The sequence below is a fragment of the Isoptericola sp. NPDC019571 genome (assembly GCF_044389385.1).
GTDB classification, from domain to species: Bacteria; Actinomycetota; Actinomycetes; order Actinomycetales; family Cellulomonadaceae; genus Isoptericola; species Isoptericola nanjingensis.
The window spans coordinates 1-16,397 of sequence record NZ_JBIRXZ010000013.1; the positions used below are offsets into that span (position 1 = coordinate 1).

Consider the following 16,397-nt stretch of genomic DNA (forward strand, 5'->3'; position numbering starts at 1 on the left):
GGGGGGGGCGCGGCGGGGGGGGGGGGGGGGGGGCCCCCCCGCGGGGGGCCCCCGGGGGGGGGGGGGGGGGGGGGGGGGGCCCCCGGGGGGGCCCCCCCCCGGGCCCCCCCCCCCCCGCTCACAGCGTCAGGCGGCGGAGGCGGAGTCCGTGCCGTCCTGGTCGAGCTCCTCGTCGCACTTGCGCGTCACGACCAGCACCGGGCAGGCGGAGTGGTGCAGCACCGCCTGGCTGGTGGACCCGAGCAGCAGACCGCGGAAGCCCCCGCGTCCGCGGGAGCCGACCACGACGAGGTCGGCGCCCGTGGAGAACTCGGTGAGCAGCTCGGCGCCCGTGCCGTCGAGCACGTGCCGCTTGATCGTCACGCCCGGGTTCGCAGCCTGGGCTCGGTCCACGGTCACGTCGAGGCCGGCCTTGACGTCGGCAAGGACGGTCTCGTGGTCGATCTGCGACGGCAGCCAGGCCAGGATCCCCGCCCCGCCCCCGAGCGGCACGCCGGCGACGGCGACGAGCTCCGCGTCCCAAGCCCTCGCCTGCGCGACGGCGTGCTTCAGCGCGACCTCGGCCGACGGCGACCCGTCGACACCCACGACGATGCGGCGCACCTCGTGCACCGCGTCGCCGTCGCGACGCTCCGCGGCGTCGGTGCTGCCGCCGCCGTCGCCGCGGTAGGGCACCACCACCGTGGGGCAGTGCGCGTGCGCCGGCAGGGCCGACGAGACGGTGCCGAGCAACCGCTCGGTGAACCCGCCCTTGCCCCGGGTACCGACGACGGCGAGCGCGTGCTCGCGCGACATCTCGACGAGCACGCCGGCGGCGTCTCCCGTCGCCACGGTGCCCGTCACCGGGACCCCGCTGGCGGCGACGCGCTCCTCCGCCTCGGCGAGGACCGCCTTGGCGCCCTCCTGGATCGCGGTGTCGTCCAGGGCGGCGTACCCGCCGTCGAGCGACGCGGCCGTGAACGACGGCAACGAGTAGGAACAGACGACGTGCAGCCCCCATCCCACACGCCGCGCGTACGCGGCAGCCCAGTCGAGGGCGTGCAGGCTGGCTGCAGACCCGTCGACACCTACCAGGACGACCTCAGGCCGTGTCATCTCGCGCCTCCTGTCCGCTGGCGAGGAGCTCACCCTCGTCGTCGAGGGCGCCTGGTTCAAGCGTAGCGAAAGGATGGCGCAAGGCACAGCAAAGCGGCGCCCAGACACGTCGACCCCCGTGCTCGGGAGCACGAGGGTCGACGAGGTCCGGGTGCGGCTGGCCGCGTGGCGTCAGAACACGCGCAGGGCGACGGCCTCCGACTCGGACTGCCACATCTTGTGGTAGCCGGTCTCCCAGTTGATCGGGCGGGAGGCCTCGACGACCATCCCGTCGCCCGCGTAGATGCCGATGTGGCCCGGGCTCCAGATGAGGTCGCCCGGCTGCAGCTCGGAGAAGGGGATCTCCGTGCCGGCGTAGCGCTGGTCGGACGAGGTCCGGGGCAGGTCGATGCCGAGCTGGCCGTAGACGTAGGACGTGAGACCCGAGCAGTCGAAGCCGGACGGGCTGGCGCCGCCGACGACGTAGGGCGTCCCGATGTAGCGCATCGCGATCGAGACGGCCTGCTGGCCGAGCGACGAGCTGGACGAGGTCTCGGCTGCCGCCGGCGCCTCGGTGCGCTCCGCGGTGCGGGAGACGGTCTGGGTGGAGCGCTCGGTGCTCTCCTCCTCGACGACCGGCTCGGGCTCGGGCTCCGGCTCGGGGGCCGGGGTGATCTCCGACTTGGAGATCGCCTTCTTGCTGATGGTCTCGACGTCGACCTTGGCCTTGGCCTCGACCGTGACGACCGGGGCGGCCTCGAGCGCCTCGCGGGCCTGGTCGCTCAGGGCACCCAGGTCGACGGTGCTGAGCTTCTTCGCCGAGTCGGTGTCGACCGGGGCCGCCTGGGCGGCGCTCGCGCTGGCGAAGGTCGAGACGAGCAGGCCGCCGGCAGCTGCGGCGACGACGGCCCGACGACCGGTCACCGAGGAGCTGACGCTCTGGACCAGCCCGCCGAGCGGACGGCGCGCGGCACGGTGCCGGGCGCGCGTGGTACGTGCGTTCACGTGTTCCCTCTCCTGTCGCCTACGAGGTCAGCTGTCGGGTTCGGGTGGGAGAAACACCCGGCCTCACGGACCAGGTCCGTGCGACTTCACCCCAAGGACGCCGTGGAACAGCGCCCGAAATTGGGTCCCCCGCCCCTGCGTGCGGTCAAGGTCCCCGACCGGCTGCAGGGCTCGGCGTTCCGGTCGAGACCCGGCGGATCACCCGCCGAGTGGTTGACACCGTAGCGGACCCGGGAGTCGATGTCACGTTTCGGTCACAGCACCTGTGGACACCGTGCCGTAGGTCACATCCACCCAGGTCGAACCGGTTACCCGCGCACGACGGAGCCCCGCCGCGCACAGGGCGCGACGGGGCTCCGGGAGCGTGTCGGACGGACTCAGCCGACGCGGATGAAGGTGGGGTTCGACTGCCAGATGGCGCGGTACTTGACGACGTCGCCCGGCTTCGGGGCGTCGATCTGCATGCCGTCGCCGGCGTAGATCGCGACGTGACCCGGGGTCCAGACCAGGTCGCCCGGCTTCGCCTCGGAGGCGGAGACGACGGTACCGGCGTTGCGCTGGGCGGACGAGGTGCGCGGCAGGTTGATGCCGACCTGCGCGTAGACGTACTGGGTGAGGCCGGAGCAGTCGAAGCCGGACGGGCTGCTGCCGCCGGAGACGTACGGGACGCCCACGTAGCGCATCGCGATGGAAACGATCGCGGAGCCGTTGGCGGACGCCGGCGCCTCGACGGCCTCGCGCTCGTCGGAGCGGGACGCCGTCTCCGAGGACCGGGACGCGTCGTCGGTGGACGACGTGTCGGCGACCTGCTCGACGACGGGCTCCGGCTCGGGCTCGGGCGCCGGGGTGATCTCGGCCTCGGCCGCGATCTTGGCGGTGACCTTCTCGACGTCGACCTTGGCCTTGGCGTCGACGGTGACGACCGGCGCGGCCTCGAGGGCCTCGCGGGCCTGGTCGGTCAGGGCACCGAGGTCGACGGTGCTGAGCTTCTTGGCGGCGTCGGTGTCGACCGGGGCGGCCTGCGCGGCACCCGCGCTGGCGAAGGTCGAGACCAGGAGGCCACCGGCGGCGGCGGCCACGGCCACACGGCGGCCTGCGGCGCCGGACGGGGCGAGGGCGATCGGACGACGGGCGGCGCGGTGCCGGCCGTGGTTCGTGCGTGCGCTCACGTGTCTACCTCTCCTGTCGCCTGCGAGGTCAGCTGTCGGGTTCGGGTGGGAGAAACACCCGGCCGTCCGTTCCCGTGACCGGGCCCGTCCGGCTTCACCCCGAGGACGTCGTCTCCGACGCCCGAAGTGGGTCCCCCGCTCCTGCCGTGCGGATGTCCGTGGAGCTCGGCCGGTGGCAGGGTTCGGCGGTCCGGTCGAGCGCCCGCAGGATGAACTCCGGCGAGCGCCCCGACCGTACCGGACAACCCCGGGCGATGTCACGCTGCGGTCACGATGTGGCGTGCCGGCCCGGAGCAGGAGCCGGACCGCAGGTCAGCGGCTCGCGACGAACAGGTGCTTCGCCAGCTCCTCGGGCAGGTCGAGCACGATGCCGGACCCCTCGACCTCCACCGCGACGTCCTCGCCCGCGGTGCGCGCGACGATCTGCGCGCCCGGCACGAGGCCGGACTCGGCGAGACGCGCCAGCAGCTCGATGTCCACCTGGAGCGGCTCGGCGATCCGCTGGAGCACCAGCTCGACGCCGTCGCCGTCCGTCAGGCCCTTCGCCCGGCGCGCCTCGAGCACGCCCGGCAGGGACTGCACGCCCTCCAGGAACGGCACGTCCTGGTACTGCTCCCCCAGCTCGGACAGCCCCGGGATCGGGTTGCCGTACGGGTCGACGTGGGGGTGGTCGAGCAGGGTGACGAGCCGCTTCTCGACGAGGTCGCTCATCACGTGCTCCCAGCGGCACGCCTCGGTGTGCACGTGCTCCCAGTCGAGCTTGATGACGTCGGTGAGGAGCCGCTCGGCGAGGCGGTGCTTGCGCATCACGCGGGTCGCCTTGGCCTGCCCGGCCTCGGTGAGCTCCAGGTGCCGGTCGCCCGTCACGACGACGAGACCGTCGCGTTCCATGCGCGCCACCGTCTGCGACACCGTCGGCCCGGAGTGCCCCAGTCGCTCCGCGATGCGGGCGCGGAGCGGCGGGATGCCCTCCTCACCGAGCTCGTAGATCGTCTTGAGGTACATCTCGGTGGTGTCGATCAGGTCGGTCACGTCCACTCCCGTCTTTCGGCGCGGCCTAGTCTATTCGCACGCGTGGGCGCAGGACGGGTCGCGCGGCGCCGTCGTGCGCGCTCCCGACGAGACATCCTGCCCTGCCCCACCCACGACCGCTCCCACTCGCCCGGAACCGGAGACACCATGCCCGCTGCGTCGAGCCACCCGAGCCGTTCGAGCCACCCGAGCGTGGTCATCCCCGCGTCGCTGCTCCCGTCCGACGGCAGGTTCGGTTCCGGGCCGTCCAAGGTGCGCCCCACCCAGGTGGCCGCGCTGGCCGCGGCGGGCGACCCGGCGGCCCCGGTGCTGGGGACGTCGCACCGGCAGCCGGCGGTGAAGGACCTCGTGCGGCGCGTCCGCGCAGGCCTCGGCGAGCTGTTCGCCCTGCCCGACGGGTACGAGGTGGCGCTCGGGAACGGCGGCTCGTCGGCGTTCTGGGAGGTCGCCGCCGCGTGCCTCGTCGAGCGCCGCGCGCAGCACGCCGTGTTCGGGGAGTTCGGCGGGAAGTTCGCCGCGGCGACGACGCGCGCGCCCTTCCTCGCCGACCCGGACGTGGTGTCGGCCGAGCCCGGCACCGTGGCGCACCTCACGCCGGTCGACGGCGTCGACGTGTACGCGACGCCGCACAACGAGACCTCCACGGGGGCGATGGCGCCGGTGCGCCAGGTGCCCGGCGCGCGCGCCGACGGGGCCCTGCTGCTCGTGGACGCGACGTCGGGCGCGGGCGCGCTGCCCGTCGACGTCGCCGACACCGACGTCTACTACTTCGGCCCGCAGAAGGTCTTCGCGGCCGACGGCGGCCTGTGGCTCGCCGCCTGCTCGCCCGCCGCGGTCGAGCGCGCCGAGCGCGTGGAGGCGTCCGCCGGGACGGCCACCGGGCGGTGGGTGCCGGAGTTCCTGTCGCTGACGACCGCGCTCGCGAACTCTCGCCTCGATCAGACGCTGAACACGCCGGCGGTCGCGACGCTGGTGCTGCTCGCCGAGCAGGTCGAGTGGCTCCTGGAGCAGGGCGGCCTCGCGTGGTCGAGCGCGCGCACGGCAGAGTCCGCCGGCGTGCTCTACGACTGGGCGGACGCGCGCGACTGGGCGACGCCTTTCGTCGCCGACCCGGCCGAGCGGTCCACGGTCGTGGCGACGATCGACCTGGACGACGCGATCGACGCCACCGCCGTCGTGCGCGTCCTGCGGGAGAACGGCGTCGTGGACGTGTTCCCGTACCGCAAGCTCGGCCGCAACCAGCTGCGCGTGGGCGTCTTCCCCGCCGTCGAACCCGACGACGTCCGTGCCCTCACGGCGTGCGTCGACCACGTGGTGGCGCACCTCGGCTGACGCTTCCGCCGGCGGCCCCACCCGGACACGCCTTGCATCGCCCCCGGTCAGCGGACGTTTTTCACCCACCAGGTCACGGGCTGATAACGTGCCGCCTCGTCACAGACAGGCGATGTATCCGGGAGACCCCGCATGCCGGAGATGCACCATTTCACCTACGGGCTGATCACCCCGCTGCTCGCGTACGTCGCGTCATGCCTCGGCGCGGCGACCGGCTTGTCCGCGACGGCGCGCGCCCGCGCCGCGACGGACACGACGACGCGCGCGGCATGGCTGCTGGTGGCCTCCGTCGCGATCGGCGGCACGGGCGTCTGGGTCATGCACTTCATCGCCATGCTCGGCTTCACGGTCACGGACATGCCGATCAACTACGACGTGCCGCAGACGATCCTCAGCGCCCTCGTGGCCGTGGTCGTCGTCGCGCTCGGGCTGTTCCTCGTCGGCTTCGCGGGCGACCGGCCCCTGTGGCTGGTCTCCGGCGGCATCGTCGCCGGGCTCGGCGTGGCCGCGATGCACTACATGGGCATCGCCGCCATGCGCATGACCGGCCACATGGAGTTCTCGCTGCCGGTGGTGGGCCTGTCGGTGCTCATCGCGATCGTCGCGGCGACGGCGGCCCTCTGGCTCAGCGTGAACGTGCGCGGACGCGCCGCGACACTCGGTGCGGCCCTCATCATGGGCGTCGCCGTCAGCGGCATGCACTACACCGGCATGGCCGCGCTGACGATCACCGGGACGCCGGGGGTGCCGACGACCGGCACCACCGCCATCGACCTGCTCGGCCCGCTCATCCTCGGGATCGCGGCGCTCACGGTCGCGCTCATCTTCGTCGTCCTGATGTGGCCGAACGAGGAGGAGATGCACGACCAGCAGGAGTTCGAGGCGCGGATGCAGCGGCGTGCCCACGGGATCACCCCGCCGCCGCGTCGCTCCTCCCGCCACGAGCCGGCCGCGCACCGGCACTGAGCGGTCGTCCGGGCGCCGTCCGAGCGGGTCAGGCCGTCGTCGGCACCCGCTCGGCGTCGGCGCGGCTCAGCTCGCGCCGCACACCGTCGCGCGTGGTGACGCCGTCGAGCACCTCGCGGTCGAGGTAGACGACCTCGAGGTGGGGCCGGGACAGCACCCGGTAGCGCACCCGCAGGTGCCAGCGCCGCACCGCCCAGACGGTCGCGCCGGCGGCGACGAGGAACGTGGCGATCGAGCCCACGAGGATCGACCAGCGAGGGCCCCACGCCTCGCCGATCCAGCCGACGATCGGCGACCCGATCGGCGTCGCGCCCTGGAAGATCATGATGTAGAGCGCCATCACCCGGCCGCGCATCACGGGGTCGGTCGAGACCTGCAGCGCGCTGTTGGCCGCCGTCATCATCGTGAGCGACGCCAGCCCCACGGGGATGCACGCCAGCACGAACGACGAGTAGGTCGGCATGAGCCCGAGCACCGCCGTCGTGACCGCGAAGGCGAACGCCGAGCCGATCACCAGGCGCACCCGCGGGCGGTCCCGGCGGGCGGCGAGCAGCGCCCCCGCGAGGGAGCCGATCGCCAGCACCGAGCCGAGGATGCCGTACTCGCTCGCCCCGCGGCCGAACTCGACGCGCGCCATGAGCGCCGAGGTGAGCTGGAAGTTCAGGCCGAACGTCGAGACGACGAACATCACGACCATGATCACGACGATGTCGGACCGCTGGCGCACGTAGCGCACGCCCTCGCGGATCTGCCCCTTGGCGCGCGGCGCCGCCGCCTGCGGCCGCAGCTCCCGGACCCGCATGAGGGCCAGGGCCGCGATCGTCGCCCCGAAGGTGACGCCGTTGATCATGAACACCCAGCCGGCGCCGACGGCGGCGATGAGCAGCCCGGCGACGCCCGGCCCGATGAGGCGCGCGGCGTTGAACGACGCGCTGTTCAGGCCGACGGCGTTGGGCAGCTTGGAGGCCGGCACCATGTCGGCGACGAAGGTCTGTCGCGCGGGGTTGTCCAGCGCGGACACGACGCCGAGCAGGAGCGCGAAGACGTAGACGTGCCACAGCTCCGCCCGCCCGGACAGCACGAGGACGCCCAGCGCGAGGGCCAGCACGCCCATCCCGCCCTGGGTGGCCATGAGGAGACGACGGCGCGGCAGCCGGTCGGCGAGCACGCCCGCCCACGGGGACAGCAGGAGGAACGGCACGAACTGGAGGGCCGTGGTGAGGCCGACGGCGATGCCGGAGTCGTCGCTGAGGTCGGTGAGGACGATCCAGTCCTGGGCGATGCGCTGCATCCACGTGCCGACGTTGGCGACGAGGGCGGCTGCGAACCAGATGCGGTAGTTCGTGTACCTGAGGGAGGAGAAGGTGGCGCTCATCGGTCGAGCTCCCCGGCTTGTTCGTCGCTCGCGGGGGCCACGGATCTCCTTCTCCTCGGGGTGTCGTCGACCGTGGCAACAGACTATCGAATCGTTCTATTCCCAGCCCGGGGAGTGACGCGTCCCACGGCCTGGGCGCCAGGTCTGCGCCGCACGCAAGGAGGTGTCCTCGTGGAGACCCTGGAGCAGCTGCGGCGGTTCGGGTCATGGCCGATGCCCGGAACATGCGCGACGATGGTCCGACCCGTCCGTCGTGACGCACGGCACGGAGGACACACCGACTCATTCCTGGGCACGAGCGACAGAGGAACAGAGGGACGATGCGTGGGATCATCCTGGCCGGCGGCAGCGGCACCCGGCTGCACCCGATCACCTTGGGGATCAGCAAGCAGCTCGTGCCGGTCTTCGACAAGCCGATGATCTACTACCCGCTGTCGACGCTCCTGCTCGCGGGCATCCGCGACGTGCTGGTGATCACGACGCCGCACGACGCCGAGCAGTTCCGTCGGCTGCTGGGCGACGGGTCGCAGTTCGGCATCTCGATCTCCTACTCGGTGCAGCAGGTGCCGAACGGGCTGGCGCAGGCGTTCGTGCTGGGCGAGGAGTTCATCGGGTCGGACGCCGCGGCGCTGGTGCTCGGCGACAACATCTTCTACGGGCAGGGGCTGGGCGACCAGCTGCAGAAGTACACGTCCGTCGACGGCGGCGCCGTGTTCGCCTACCGGGTCGCGGACCCGACGGCGTACGGCGTGGTCGAGTTCGACGCCGACGGGCGCGCCGTGTCGCTGGAGGAGAAGCCGGCGCAGCCGAAGTCGAGCTACGCCGTGCCCGGCCTCTACTTCTACGACAACGACGTGGTCGAGATCGCCAAGGGCCTGGAACCGTCGCCGCGCGGCGAGTACGAGATCACCGACGTCAACCGCGCCTACCTCGAGCGCGGGGACCTGCACGTGGAGGTGCTGCCGCGCGGCACCGCCTGGCTCGACACCGGCACGTTCGACTCCCTGCTGGAGGCGTCCGACTTCGTCCGCACGATCGAGCGCCGCCAGGGGCTCAAGGTGGGCGCGCCCGAGGAGGTCGCGTGGCGGCGCGGCTTCCTGTCGGACGACGAGCTTCGCGAGCGCGCCGAGAAGCTCACCAAGTCCGGCTACGGCACGTATCTGCTCGGGTTGCTCGAGCAGTAGCCCGCCGACGACCGGACGGGCTCAGGCCAGCACCTCGGCCGCGGCGGCGTCCCAGCGCTCCGCCCAGTCGCCGATGGGCGCGACGCCGGCGGCCGCCAGGGCGCCGTGGCCGAGCACGGAGAACCCCGGCCGCGGTGCGGGGCGGACGAACGCGTCGGACGTCGTGGGCTCCAGCGGGGTCGTCAGGCCCGCGGACGCGAGGATGCGGCGGGTGAACCCGAACCACGACGTCCGGCCCGACGCCGTGCCGTGGTACGTCCCCGCCGGGGCGTCCGCCTCGACGAGCCGGACGATCAGGTCGGCCAGGTCACGGGTCCAGGTGGGTTGGCCGACCTGGTCGTCCACGACCGCGAGGCGGTCGTTCTCGGCCCCCAGGCGCGCCATCGTCTTGGGGAAGCAGCCCCCGTGCGCCCCGTACAGCCAGGCCGTGCGCACGGTCAGGTGGTCCGGCGCCTCCGCGCGCACGGCCCACTCCCCCGCGGCCTTGGTGCGCCCGTACGCCGACACCGGCGCGAGCGGCGCATCCTCGGCGTAGGGCGCGGTCGCGGCGCCGTCGAACACGTAGTCGGTGGACACCTGCACGAGGCGTGCACCCTCCTGGTGCGCGGCCCGCGCGAGGTGCGCCGCCCCGGTCGCGTTGACGCGGAACGCGTCGTCCTCGTGGGCCTCGGCGTCGTCGACCGCCGTCCACGCCGCGCAGTTGACCACGACGTCGGACCCGCGCACCGCGGCCAGGACGGCGTCGGCGTCCGTGACGTCGAGGTCTGCCCGGCCCAGCCCGACGACGTCCGCGCCGCCGTCCCGGAGGCGAGCCAGCAGGTCGGTGCCCAGCATGCCCGCGGCGCCGACGACCAGCCAGCGTCGGGACGCGGGGGTGGCTGGCGGCACCGTCGTGGTCTCGGTCACCATAGGATCCTACGGGCCACCCCATCCTCGACACCCGGCCGAGACCCGCGAAGGAGCGCCCCGTGCAGATCCGCGAGCTGGCCGTCCCCGGCGCGTACGAGATCGTCCCGCAGCAGCACGGCGACCCTCGCGGCGTCTTCCTCGAGTGGTTCAAGGCCGGGCCGTTCGCGGACGCCGTCGGCCACCCGCTCGACCTGCAGCAGGCCAACGCCTCGGTGTCCGCCGCCGGCGTGCTGCGCGGCATCCACTTCGCCGACGTCCCGCCCGGCCAGGCGAAGTACGTCACCTGCGCGAAGGGCGCCGTCCTCGACGTCGTCGTCGACGTCCGCGTCGGCTCGCCCACCTTCGGGCGGTGGGACTCCGTCCTGCTCGACGACGTCGACCGCCGCGCCATCTACCTGGGCGAGGGTCTCGGGCACGCGTTCATGTCCCTGGAGGACGACTCGACCGTGCTCTACCTGTGCTCCGCCGGCTACGACCCCGGCCACGAGCACGGCATCCACCCCCTGGACCCCGAGGTCGGCATCGAGTGGCCCACGACGGCGCGCGACGGGTCGCCCCTCGTGGCTCAGCTGTCCGACAAGGACACCGCCGCCCCTCGCCTCGCCGAGGCGAGGGCCCAGGGTCTGCTGCCCACCCTCGACGAAGTCCAGCACTACCTCGCGTCGCTGCGCGCCTGACGCCGCGCGGCCCCTACTGGCCGCTGCGGGCGTACTTCGCCTCCACGGCCGCCTTGGCGGGGCGCCACCAGACCTCGTTCGCCCGGTACCAGGCGACCGTCGCGGCCAGGCCGGAGCGGAAGTCGGTGAACTGCGGGGTCCAGCCGAGCTCGGTGCGCAGCTTCGTGGCGTCGATGGCGTAGCGCAGGTCGTGCCCGGGCCGGTCGGCGACGTGGTCGAAGTCGTCCGCGTCGCGCCCGAACAGCTCGTTCAGGGTGCGGACCACCTCGAGGTTGTTCGTCTCGCCGTCGGCGCCGATGAGGTACGTCTCCCCGACGCGGCCGCGGTCGATGATCGCCCACACGGCGGTGTTGTGGTCGTGGACGTGGATCCAGTCGCGCACGTTCAGCCCCGCCCCGTACAGGCGGGGCCGGATCCCGTCGATGAGGTTGGTGACCTGCCGCGGGATGAACTTCTCCACGTGCTGGTACGGGCCGTAGTTGTTCGAGCAGTTCGAGATCGTCGCCTCGATGCCGAACGAGCGCACCCAGGCGCGCACCAGCAGGTCGGAGCCGGCCTTCGTCGACGAGTACGGGCTCGAGGGGTTGTACGGCGTCGCCGGCGTGAACTTCTCGTCGCCCTCCAGCGGCAGGTCGCCGTACACCTCGTCCGTCGAGATGTGGTGGTACCGCACCCCGTGGCGGCGCACCGCCTCCAGCAGGGTGAACGTGCCCACCACGTTGGTCTGCACGAACGGCGACGGGTCCGTCAGCGAGTTGTCGTTGTGCGACTCCGCGGCGAAGTGCACGACGACGTCCGCGTCCGCGACCAGGCCGTCCACCAGCTCCGCGTCGGTGATCGACCCCTGCACGAAGCTCACCCGGTCCGCGACGGGGTCCAACGACGACCGGTCCCCGGCGTACGTCAACGCGTCCAGCACCGTCACCACGGCGTCCGGACGCTCCGACACCGTCTGCTGGACGAAGTTCGCCCCGATGAACCCGGCGCCGCCGGTGACCAGAACGCGCATGAGACCTGAACCCATCCGTGGAGGGACGACCGGCTCAGCGCCGGCCGAGAGCACGATACTGCCAGCCGCTGCCGGTCCACGCGGCGCGGTCCAGGGCGTTCCGTCCGTCGAGGATCGTGCGCTGCGCGACGAGCGTCCCCACCCGCTCCGGGTCGAGGTCGCGGTACTGCTTCCACTCCGTGAGCAGGAGGACGGCGTCCGCGCCGGCGAGCGCGGCCTCCATGTCACGCTCGTAGTGGAGGTGCGGCTGCTTGGCGCGGGCGTTGTCGATGGCCTGCGGGTCGTGGACCGTGACGACCGCGCCCAGCTCGGACAGGCGGGTCGCGACGTCGAGGGCGGGCGAGTCGCGGACGTCGTCGCTGTCGGGCTTGAACGCGGCCCCGAGCACCGTGACCTCCGCGCCGTCGACCATCCCGCCCAGCACCTCGGACGCCAGGTCGACCATGCGGGTGCGGCGCCGCACGTTGATGGCGTCCACCTCGCCCAGGAAGGCGACCGCGTCGCCCGCGCCGAGCTCGTCGGCGCGGGCACGGAACGCACGGATGTCCTTGGGCAGACAGCCCCCGCCGAAGCCGAGGCCGGCGTTGAGGAAGCGCCGCCCGATGCGCACGTCGTGGCCGATCGCGTCCGCGAGGCGCGCGACGTCACCCCCCGCCACCTCGCACAGCTCCGCCATGGCGTTGATGAAGGAGATCTTGGTGGCGAGGAACGAGTTGGCAGCCACCTTCACCAGCTCGGCCGTCGGGTAGTCCGTGACGATGCGTGGCACGCCCGCGGCGAGCGGTCCGGCGAAGACGGCGTCGAGCGCGGCCACGGCCCGCTCCCCCGCCGCGCCGTCGGGCACGCCGTAGACGAGGCGGTCGGGCCGCAGGGTGTCCTGGACGGCGAAACCCTCGCGCAGGAACTCCGGGTTCCAGGCGAGCACCGCCCCAGGCTGCGCCGCCGCGACGACGCCCGCGAGTCGCTGCGCGGTGCCCACGGGGACGGTGGACTTGCCCACCACGATCTCACCCGTCCCGAGGTGTTCGACCAGCTCACCGACCGCGGCGTCGACGAAGGCGAGGTCCGCCGCGGGGCTGTCCTTCCGCTGCGGCGTCCCGACGCACACGAAGTGCACCTTCGAGCCCGCGACGGCCGCCATGTCGGTCGAGACCGTCAGCCGTTTTGTGGCCGTGACCTGCGACAACAGGTCGTCCAGCCCCGGCTCGAAGAACGGGGCCTTGCCCGCGGCCAGCGCGTCCACCCGTGCGGCGTCGACGTCGACCCCCACGACGTCGTGCCCGAGGTGGGCCAGGCTCGCCGCGTGCACCGCACCGAGATAGCCCAGACCGATCACCGAGACCTGCACGTTCGCTGCCCTTCGTCGAGGCACCCGTGGGATGACGAGGTACCCGAGGGTGCCCCGCGCTCACTCTAGGTCGCGGCACGACGACGGACGAGGCCGAGACCTGCGCGTCTCGGACGGCACGACGGCCCCGGACCGGTCGCGAGGACCGGCCCGGGGCCGTGCAGGGCCGCTGTCGTCAGCCGCCGAGGCCGAGTGCGGTCTGGATCGGCTCGAGCGTGAAGTAGACGAGGAACATGGCCGCGGCGACCCACATGAGCGCGTGGATCTGGCGCACCTTGCCGAGCGCGAGCTTGATGATCACGAAGGCGATGAAGCCGGCGCCGATGCCGTCGGCGATGGAGTACGTGAACGGCATGATGATGATCGTGAGGAACGCCGGGATGGCGATCTCGACGTTGCGCCACGAGATGCCCGCGACCTGCGCCATCATCAGGTAGCCCACGAAGACGAGGGCGGGCGCGGCGGCCTCGTAGGGCACCAGCGCGACGACGGGCGACATGAACGTCGCGAGCAGGAACAGGACGCCGGTGACGACGGCGGCGAAGCCCGTGCGCGCGCCGGCGCCGACGCCCGTCGTCGACTCCACGTACGCGGTGTTGGACGACGTGCTGCCGACGCCGCCCAGGACGGCGGCGAGCGAGTCGGCCACGAGGATGGCGCGCGTGCGCGGCGGGTTGCCGTCCTTGTCGAGCAGCTTGCCCTCGGCGCCGACGGCGACCATGGTGCCCATCGTGTCGAAGAAGTCCGCGATGAGCAGCGAGAAGACGATGAGGACCACGGACACGGCCGCGATGTTCTGGAACGAGCCCAGCAGGGAGAACTGACCGATCAGGCCGAGGTCCGGCGTCGTGACCACGCCCGAGAACGTGGGCGCGTTGAGGTTGAAGCCGTCCGGGTTCTCCGCGCTCTTGGCACCGATGTGGAGCGTGTTCTCCAGCACGACGGCGAGCGCCGTCGCCGTGACGATCGCGACCAGCATGGCGCCGCGCACCTTGCGCACGAACAGGACGATGGTGAGCACGAGGCCGACGATGAACACGAGCATCGGCCACGTGCCGAGGTTGCCGAGTGCGACGATCGTGCCCTCGCCGGGCACGACGAAGCCGGCGTTGACGAGGCCGACCAGCGCGATGAACATGCCGATGCCGACGCTGATCGCCGTCTTGAGCTCCACGGGCACGGCGTTGAACACGGCCTCGCGGAACCCGGTGAGCACGAGGATCAGGATGATGATGCCCTCGATCACCACGAGGCCCATGGCGTCGGCCCAGGTGACGTTCTCGATGCTGGCGATCGAGTAGGCGACGACGGCGTTGAGGCCGAGGCCGGCGGCCAGGCCGAGCGGGTAGTTCGCGAAGACGCCCATGAGGAGCGTCGCGACTCCGGCGATCAGCGCCGTGGCCGCGGCGACCATGCCGAGCGACTCCGGCGTGGCCTCGGTGCCGCCGCCCAGCACCTGCCCGGTGCCGTCGGGCACCGTGCCGATGATCAGCGGGTTGAGCACGATGATGTAGCTCATCGCGAAGAACGTCACCAGACCGCCGCGGATCTCCGCGCCGATGGTGGAGCCTCGCTCGGTGATCTTGAAGAAGCGGTCGATCGCGCTCAGCTCGCCCTGCGGCGGCGCGGTGGTCTGGTTCGCCATGGGCAGAATCGTGCCAGATCCTGTGAAGGACTCCTGCACGGAAACCGCGTGGTGACGCGGATTTCACATCGGCGACTCGGGGCGAGGCGACGCCCTGTCAGTACGCCCCCCGCCCGGTGACCACGGCTTTCGCGGTCCGGGCAAGGATGAGCAGGTCGCCGAAGACGGTCCAGTTCTCCGCGTAGAAGACGTCGAGCCGCACGCCTTCCTCCCACGACAGGTCGGACCGCCCGCCCACCTGCCACAGCCCGGTCAGGCCGGGCTTGACGCGCAGCCGCCGGCGCACGCGGGTCTCGTACCTCGACACCTCGTCGGGCAGCGGCGGCCGCGGTCCGACGAGCGACATCTGCCCGGCGAGCACGTTGAACAGCTGCGGCAGCTCGTCGAGCGACAACCGGCGCAGCACCCGCCCGACGGCGGTGACGCGGGGATCGTCGTGCAGCTTGAAGAGGACGCCGTCGCCGTCGCTGGGCCCGCTCAGCACGGTGTGCTCGCGGTCCGCGCCCTGCCGCATGCTGCGGAACTTCAGCATCTCGAAGGTGTGGCCGTCGCGTCCCACCCGGTCCTGGCGGAACAGCACGGGCCCGCGGCTGGTGACCCGCACGGCGAGGGCGACCACCGCCATCAGGGGCAGCAGGAGCAGCGTGATGAGCGCGGCCCCCGTCCAGTCCACGACCGACTTGAGCACGTACCGCGGCCCGGTGAAGCGCGGGGCGTCGACGTGCAGCAGGGACACCGACTGCTCGGGGGTGACGGTGATGCGCGGCCCCGCGACGTCGGCCAGCTCGGCGGTGAGCATGAGGTCCACGCCGACGGGCTCGAGCTCCCACCCGAGGCGCCGCACGACGTCCGCGGTGATCGCGTCGGACCCGCTGACCGCCACGCAGTCGGCGCCCACCTGGGCCGCCATCGTGCCCGCGGTGCGCAGGTCCCCGAGGACGGGGACGCCGAGGATCTCCTCGCCCGGCCGGATGTCGTCGGACGTCGGCACGCACACCCCGACGATCCGATAGCCGGAAGGGCGGTCGTTGAGCTCGTGCACGAGCCGCTCGACCTGGTCCCGCAGCCCCACCGCGAGGACGAGGGTGACGCAGCCGCCCTCGCGCCGCCGCCGGTGCAGCCACTCGCGGCACAGCCACCGCCCGAGCAGGAGCGCGACGACACCGGTGGGTACCGCGACGAGCAGGAACAAGGAGATGCCTGGGCGGGCGAGCAGCAGCGCGAGCAGCGCGAGCGGGGCCACGAGCCGCCACGACGCGTCGAACACGCGCTGGTACTCGGCCGGCCCGGACGCGAACACCCGCACGTCGTAGGCACGGGCGGCCCACAGGCTGCCGAGCCAGGCGGTCACCAGCACGACGACGGACAGCAGCTGGTCGCCGAGCACCCACGGAGTGATGTGGTCGTGCACCACGACGCCCCGCACGACGGCCGCGGTCACTGCCGCGGCGACCACCACGACGACGTCCGTGCGCACCAGGCGGCGGCGGTAGGAGGTCTGCCACGACCCGGCGCGGAACGAGTCCCGCACCTCCTTGAGGCGCGCGGCCCGCAGCGCGGCGGTGCGCGACCGGAGCGGCTGGCCGATGTCCGAGACGGTGATCACGGTGGCCTCCTCTCCCGGGTCGAGCACCGCACCCGTGTGCGGTGGCGTCACCAAGGTAGGAGCGTC

General features: G+C 72.6%; 14 protein-coding genes and 2 riboswitches. Of the genes, 4 read left to right on the forward strand and 10 right to left on the reverse strand.

The window, feature by feature from the left end; all coding sequences use genetic code 11:
* Window positions 1–126 precede the first annotated feature (126 nt).
* The 4 genes from ACH443_RS19055 to ACH443_RS19070 all read right to left on the reverse strand — a co-directional run bounded on the left by ACH443_RS19055 (window position 127) and on the right by ACH443_RS19070 (window position 4,280).
* Window positions 127–1,095, reverse strand: a complete 969-nt coding sequence (locus tag ACH443_RS19055) for a universal stress protein (RefSeq protein WP_430556588.1) — start codon at window positions 1,093–1,095, stop codon at window positions 127–129.
* Between the two features lie 171 nt (window positions 1,096–1,266).
* Entirely contained in the window at window positions 1,267–2,079 is an 813-nt protein-coding gene (locus tag ACH443_RS19060; RefSeq protein ID WP_429764357.1) for a C40 family peptidase, read from the reverse strand.
* Window positions 2,080–2,266: riboswitch (cyclic di-AMP (ydaO/yuaA leader) on the reverse strand. It abuts the gene before it with no gap.
* Between the two features lie 190 nt (window positions 2,267–2,456).
* Window positions 2,457–3,248 carry a C40 family peptidase gene (locus tag ACH443_RS19065; RefSeq protein WP_429764356.1) on the reverse strand — a complete coding sequence of 264 codons (792 nt, stop codon included), beginning with the start codon at window positions 3,246–3,248 and terminating at the stop codon, window positions 2,457–2,459.
* Between the two features lie 3 nt (window positions 3,249–3,251).
* Window positions 3,252–3,429: riboswitch (cyclic di-AMP (ydaO/yuaA leader) on the reverse strand.
* A gap of 131 nt (window positions 3,430–3,560) precedes the next feature.
* A complete protein-coding gene (locus tag ACH443_RS19070; RefSeq protein WP_430556589.1) occupies window positions 3,561–4,280 on the reverse strand; it encodes a metal-dependent transcriptional regulator in 720 nt (239 codons plus the stop codon).
* A 147-nt stretch (window positions 4,281–4,427) separates the two neighbouring features.
* Here ACH443_RS19070 and serC point away from each other — a divergent pair, with 147 nt between their 5' ends.
* Window positions 4,428–5,612 carry a phosphoserine transaminase gene (gene serC, locus ACH443_RS19075; protein WP_430591199.1) on the forward strand — a complete coding sequence of 395 codons (1,185 nt, stop codon included), beginning with the start codon at window positions 4,428–4,430 and terminating at the stop codon, window positions 5,610–5,612.
* A 132-nt stretch (window positions 5,613–5,744) separates the two neighbouring features.
* Entirely contained in the window at window positions 5,745–6,578 is an 834-nt protein-coding gene (locus ACH443_RS19080; protein WP_430591200.1) for an MHYT domain-containing protein, read from the forward strand.
* Between the two features lie 28 nt (window positions 6,579–6,606).
* Here ACH443_RS19080 and ACH443_RS19085 read toward each other — a convergent pair whose 3' ends face one another.
* Complete coding sequence (locus ACH443_RS19085) at window positions 6,607–7,953, reverse strand: MFS transporter (RefSeq protein WP_429764352.1); 1,347 nt, start codon at window positions 7,951–7,953, stop codon at window positions 6,607–6,609.
* A 320-nt stretch (window positions 7,954–8,273) separates the two neighbouring features.
* On the opposite strand from ACH443_RS19085, the gene rfbA reads away from it, so the two are divergent.
* The gene (gene rfbA, locus ACH443_RS19090) at window positions 8,274–9,137 is read left to right on the forward strand and encodes a glucose-1-phosphate thymidylyltransferase RfbA (RefSeq protein WP_430591201.1); all 864 of its coding nucleotides are present in this window, start codon (window positions 8,274–8,276) and stop codon (window positions 9,135–9,137) included.
* A gap of 21 nt (window positions 9,138–9,158) precedes the next feature.
* Here the strand turns inward: rfbA and rfbD are convergent, their stop codons facing one another.
* A complete protein-coding gene (gene rfbD / locus ACH443_RS19095) occupies window positions 9,159–10,046 on the reverse strand; it encodes a dTDP-4-dehydrorhamnose reductase (RefSeq protein WP_430591202.1) in 888 nt (295 codons plus the stop codon).
* 59 nt (window positions 10,047–10,105) lie between these two features.
* On the opposite strand from rfbD, the gene ACH443_RS19100 reads away from it, so the two are divergent.
* Complete coding sequence (locus tag ACH443_RS19100; protein ID WP_430591203.1) at window positions 10,106–10,723, forward strand: dTDP-4-dehydrorhamnose 3,5-epimerase family protein; 618 nt, start codon at window positions 10,106–10,108, stop codon at window positions 10,721–10,723.
* Window positions 10,724–10,736: 13 nt separating this feature from the next.
* Here ACH443_RS19100 and rfbB read toward each other — a convergent pair whose 3' ends face one another.
* The 4 genes from rfbB to ACH443_RS19120 all read right to left on the reverse strand — a co-directional run bounded on the left by rfbB (window position 10,737) and on the right by ACH443_RS19120 (window position 16,331).
* Window positions 10,737–11,732: a dTDP-glucose 4,6-dehydratase gene (rfbB, locus tag ACH443_RS19105; RefSeq protein WP_430556598.1), complete on the reverse strand. Its 996-nt coding sequence runs from the start codon at window positions 11,730–11,732 to the stop codon at window positions 10,737–10,739.
* 34 nt (window positions 11,733–11,766) lie between these two features.
* Complete coding sequence (locus ACH443_RS19110; RefSeq protein WP_430591204.1) at window positions 11,767–13,080, reverse strand: UDP-glucose dehydrogenase family protein; 1,314 nt, start codon at window positions 13,078–13,080, stop codon at window positions 11,767–11,769.
* Window positions 13,081–13,255: 175 nt separating this feature from the next.
* Window positions 13,256–14,725, reverse strand: coding sequence for an NCS2 family permease (locus tag ACH443_RS19115; protein WP_430591205.1), 1,470 nt, complete (start codon window positions 14,723–14,725; stop codon window positions 13,256–13,258).
* Between the two features lie 97 nt (window positions 14,726–14,822).
* Window positions 14,823–16,331, reverse strand: a complete 1,509-nt coding sequence (locus ACH443_RS19120) for a sugar transferase (protein ID WP_429764330.1) — start codon at window positions 16,329–16,331, stop codon at window positions 14,823–14,825.
* Window positions 16,332–16,397: the final 66 nt, after the last annotated feature.

Excerpts from the sequence above, each read along its gene's own strand:
- ACH443_RS19055 (WP_430556588.1), bottom strand. The coding sequence starts at position 1,095 with ATGACACGGCCTGAGGTCGTCCTGGTAGGTGTCGACGGGTCTGCAGCC.
- serC (WP_430591199.1), top strand. The coding sequence starts at position 4,428 with ATGCCCGCTGCGTCGAGCCACCCGAGCCGTTCGAGCCACCCGAGCGTG.
- ACH443_RS19080 (WP_430591200.1), top strand. The coding sequence starts at position 5,745 with ATGCCGGAGATGCACCATTTCACCTACGGGCTGATCACCCCGCTGCTC.
- ACH443_RS19085 (WP_429764352.1), bottom strand. The coding sequence starts at position 7,953 with ATGAGCGCCACCTTCTCCTCCCTCAGGTACACGAACTACCGCATCTGG.
- rfbA (WP_430591201.1), top strand. The coding sequence starts at position 8,274 with ATGCGTGGGATCATCCTGGCCGGCGGCAGCGGCACCCGGCTGCACCCG.
- rfbD (WP_430591202.1), bottom strand. The coding sequence starts at position 10,046 with ATGGTGACCGAGACCACGACGGTGCCGCCAGCCACCCCCGCGTCCCGA.
- rfbB (WP_430556598.1), bottom strand. The coding sequence starts at position 11,732 with ATGCGCGTTCTGGTCACCGGCGGCGCCGGGTTCATCGGGGCGAACTTC.
- ACH443_RS19115 (WP_430591205.1), bottom strand. The coding sequence starts at position 14,725 with ATGGCGAACCAGACCACCGCGCCGCCGCAGGGCGAGCTGAGCGCGATC.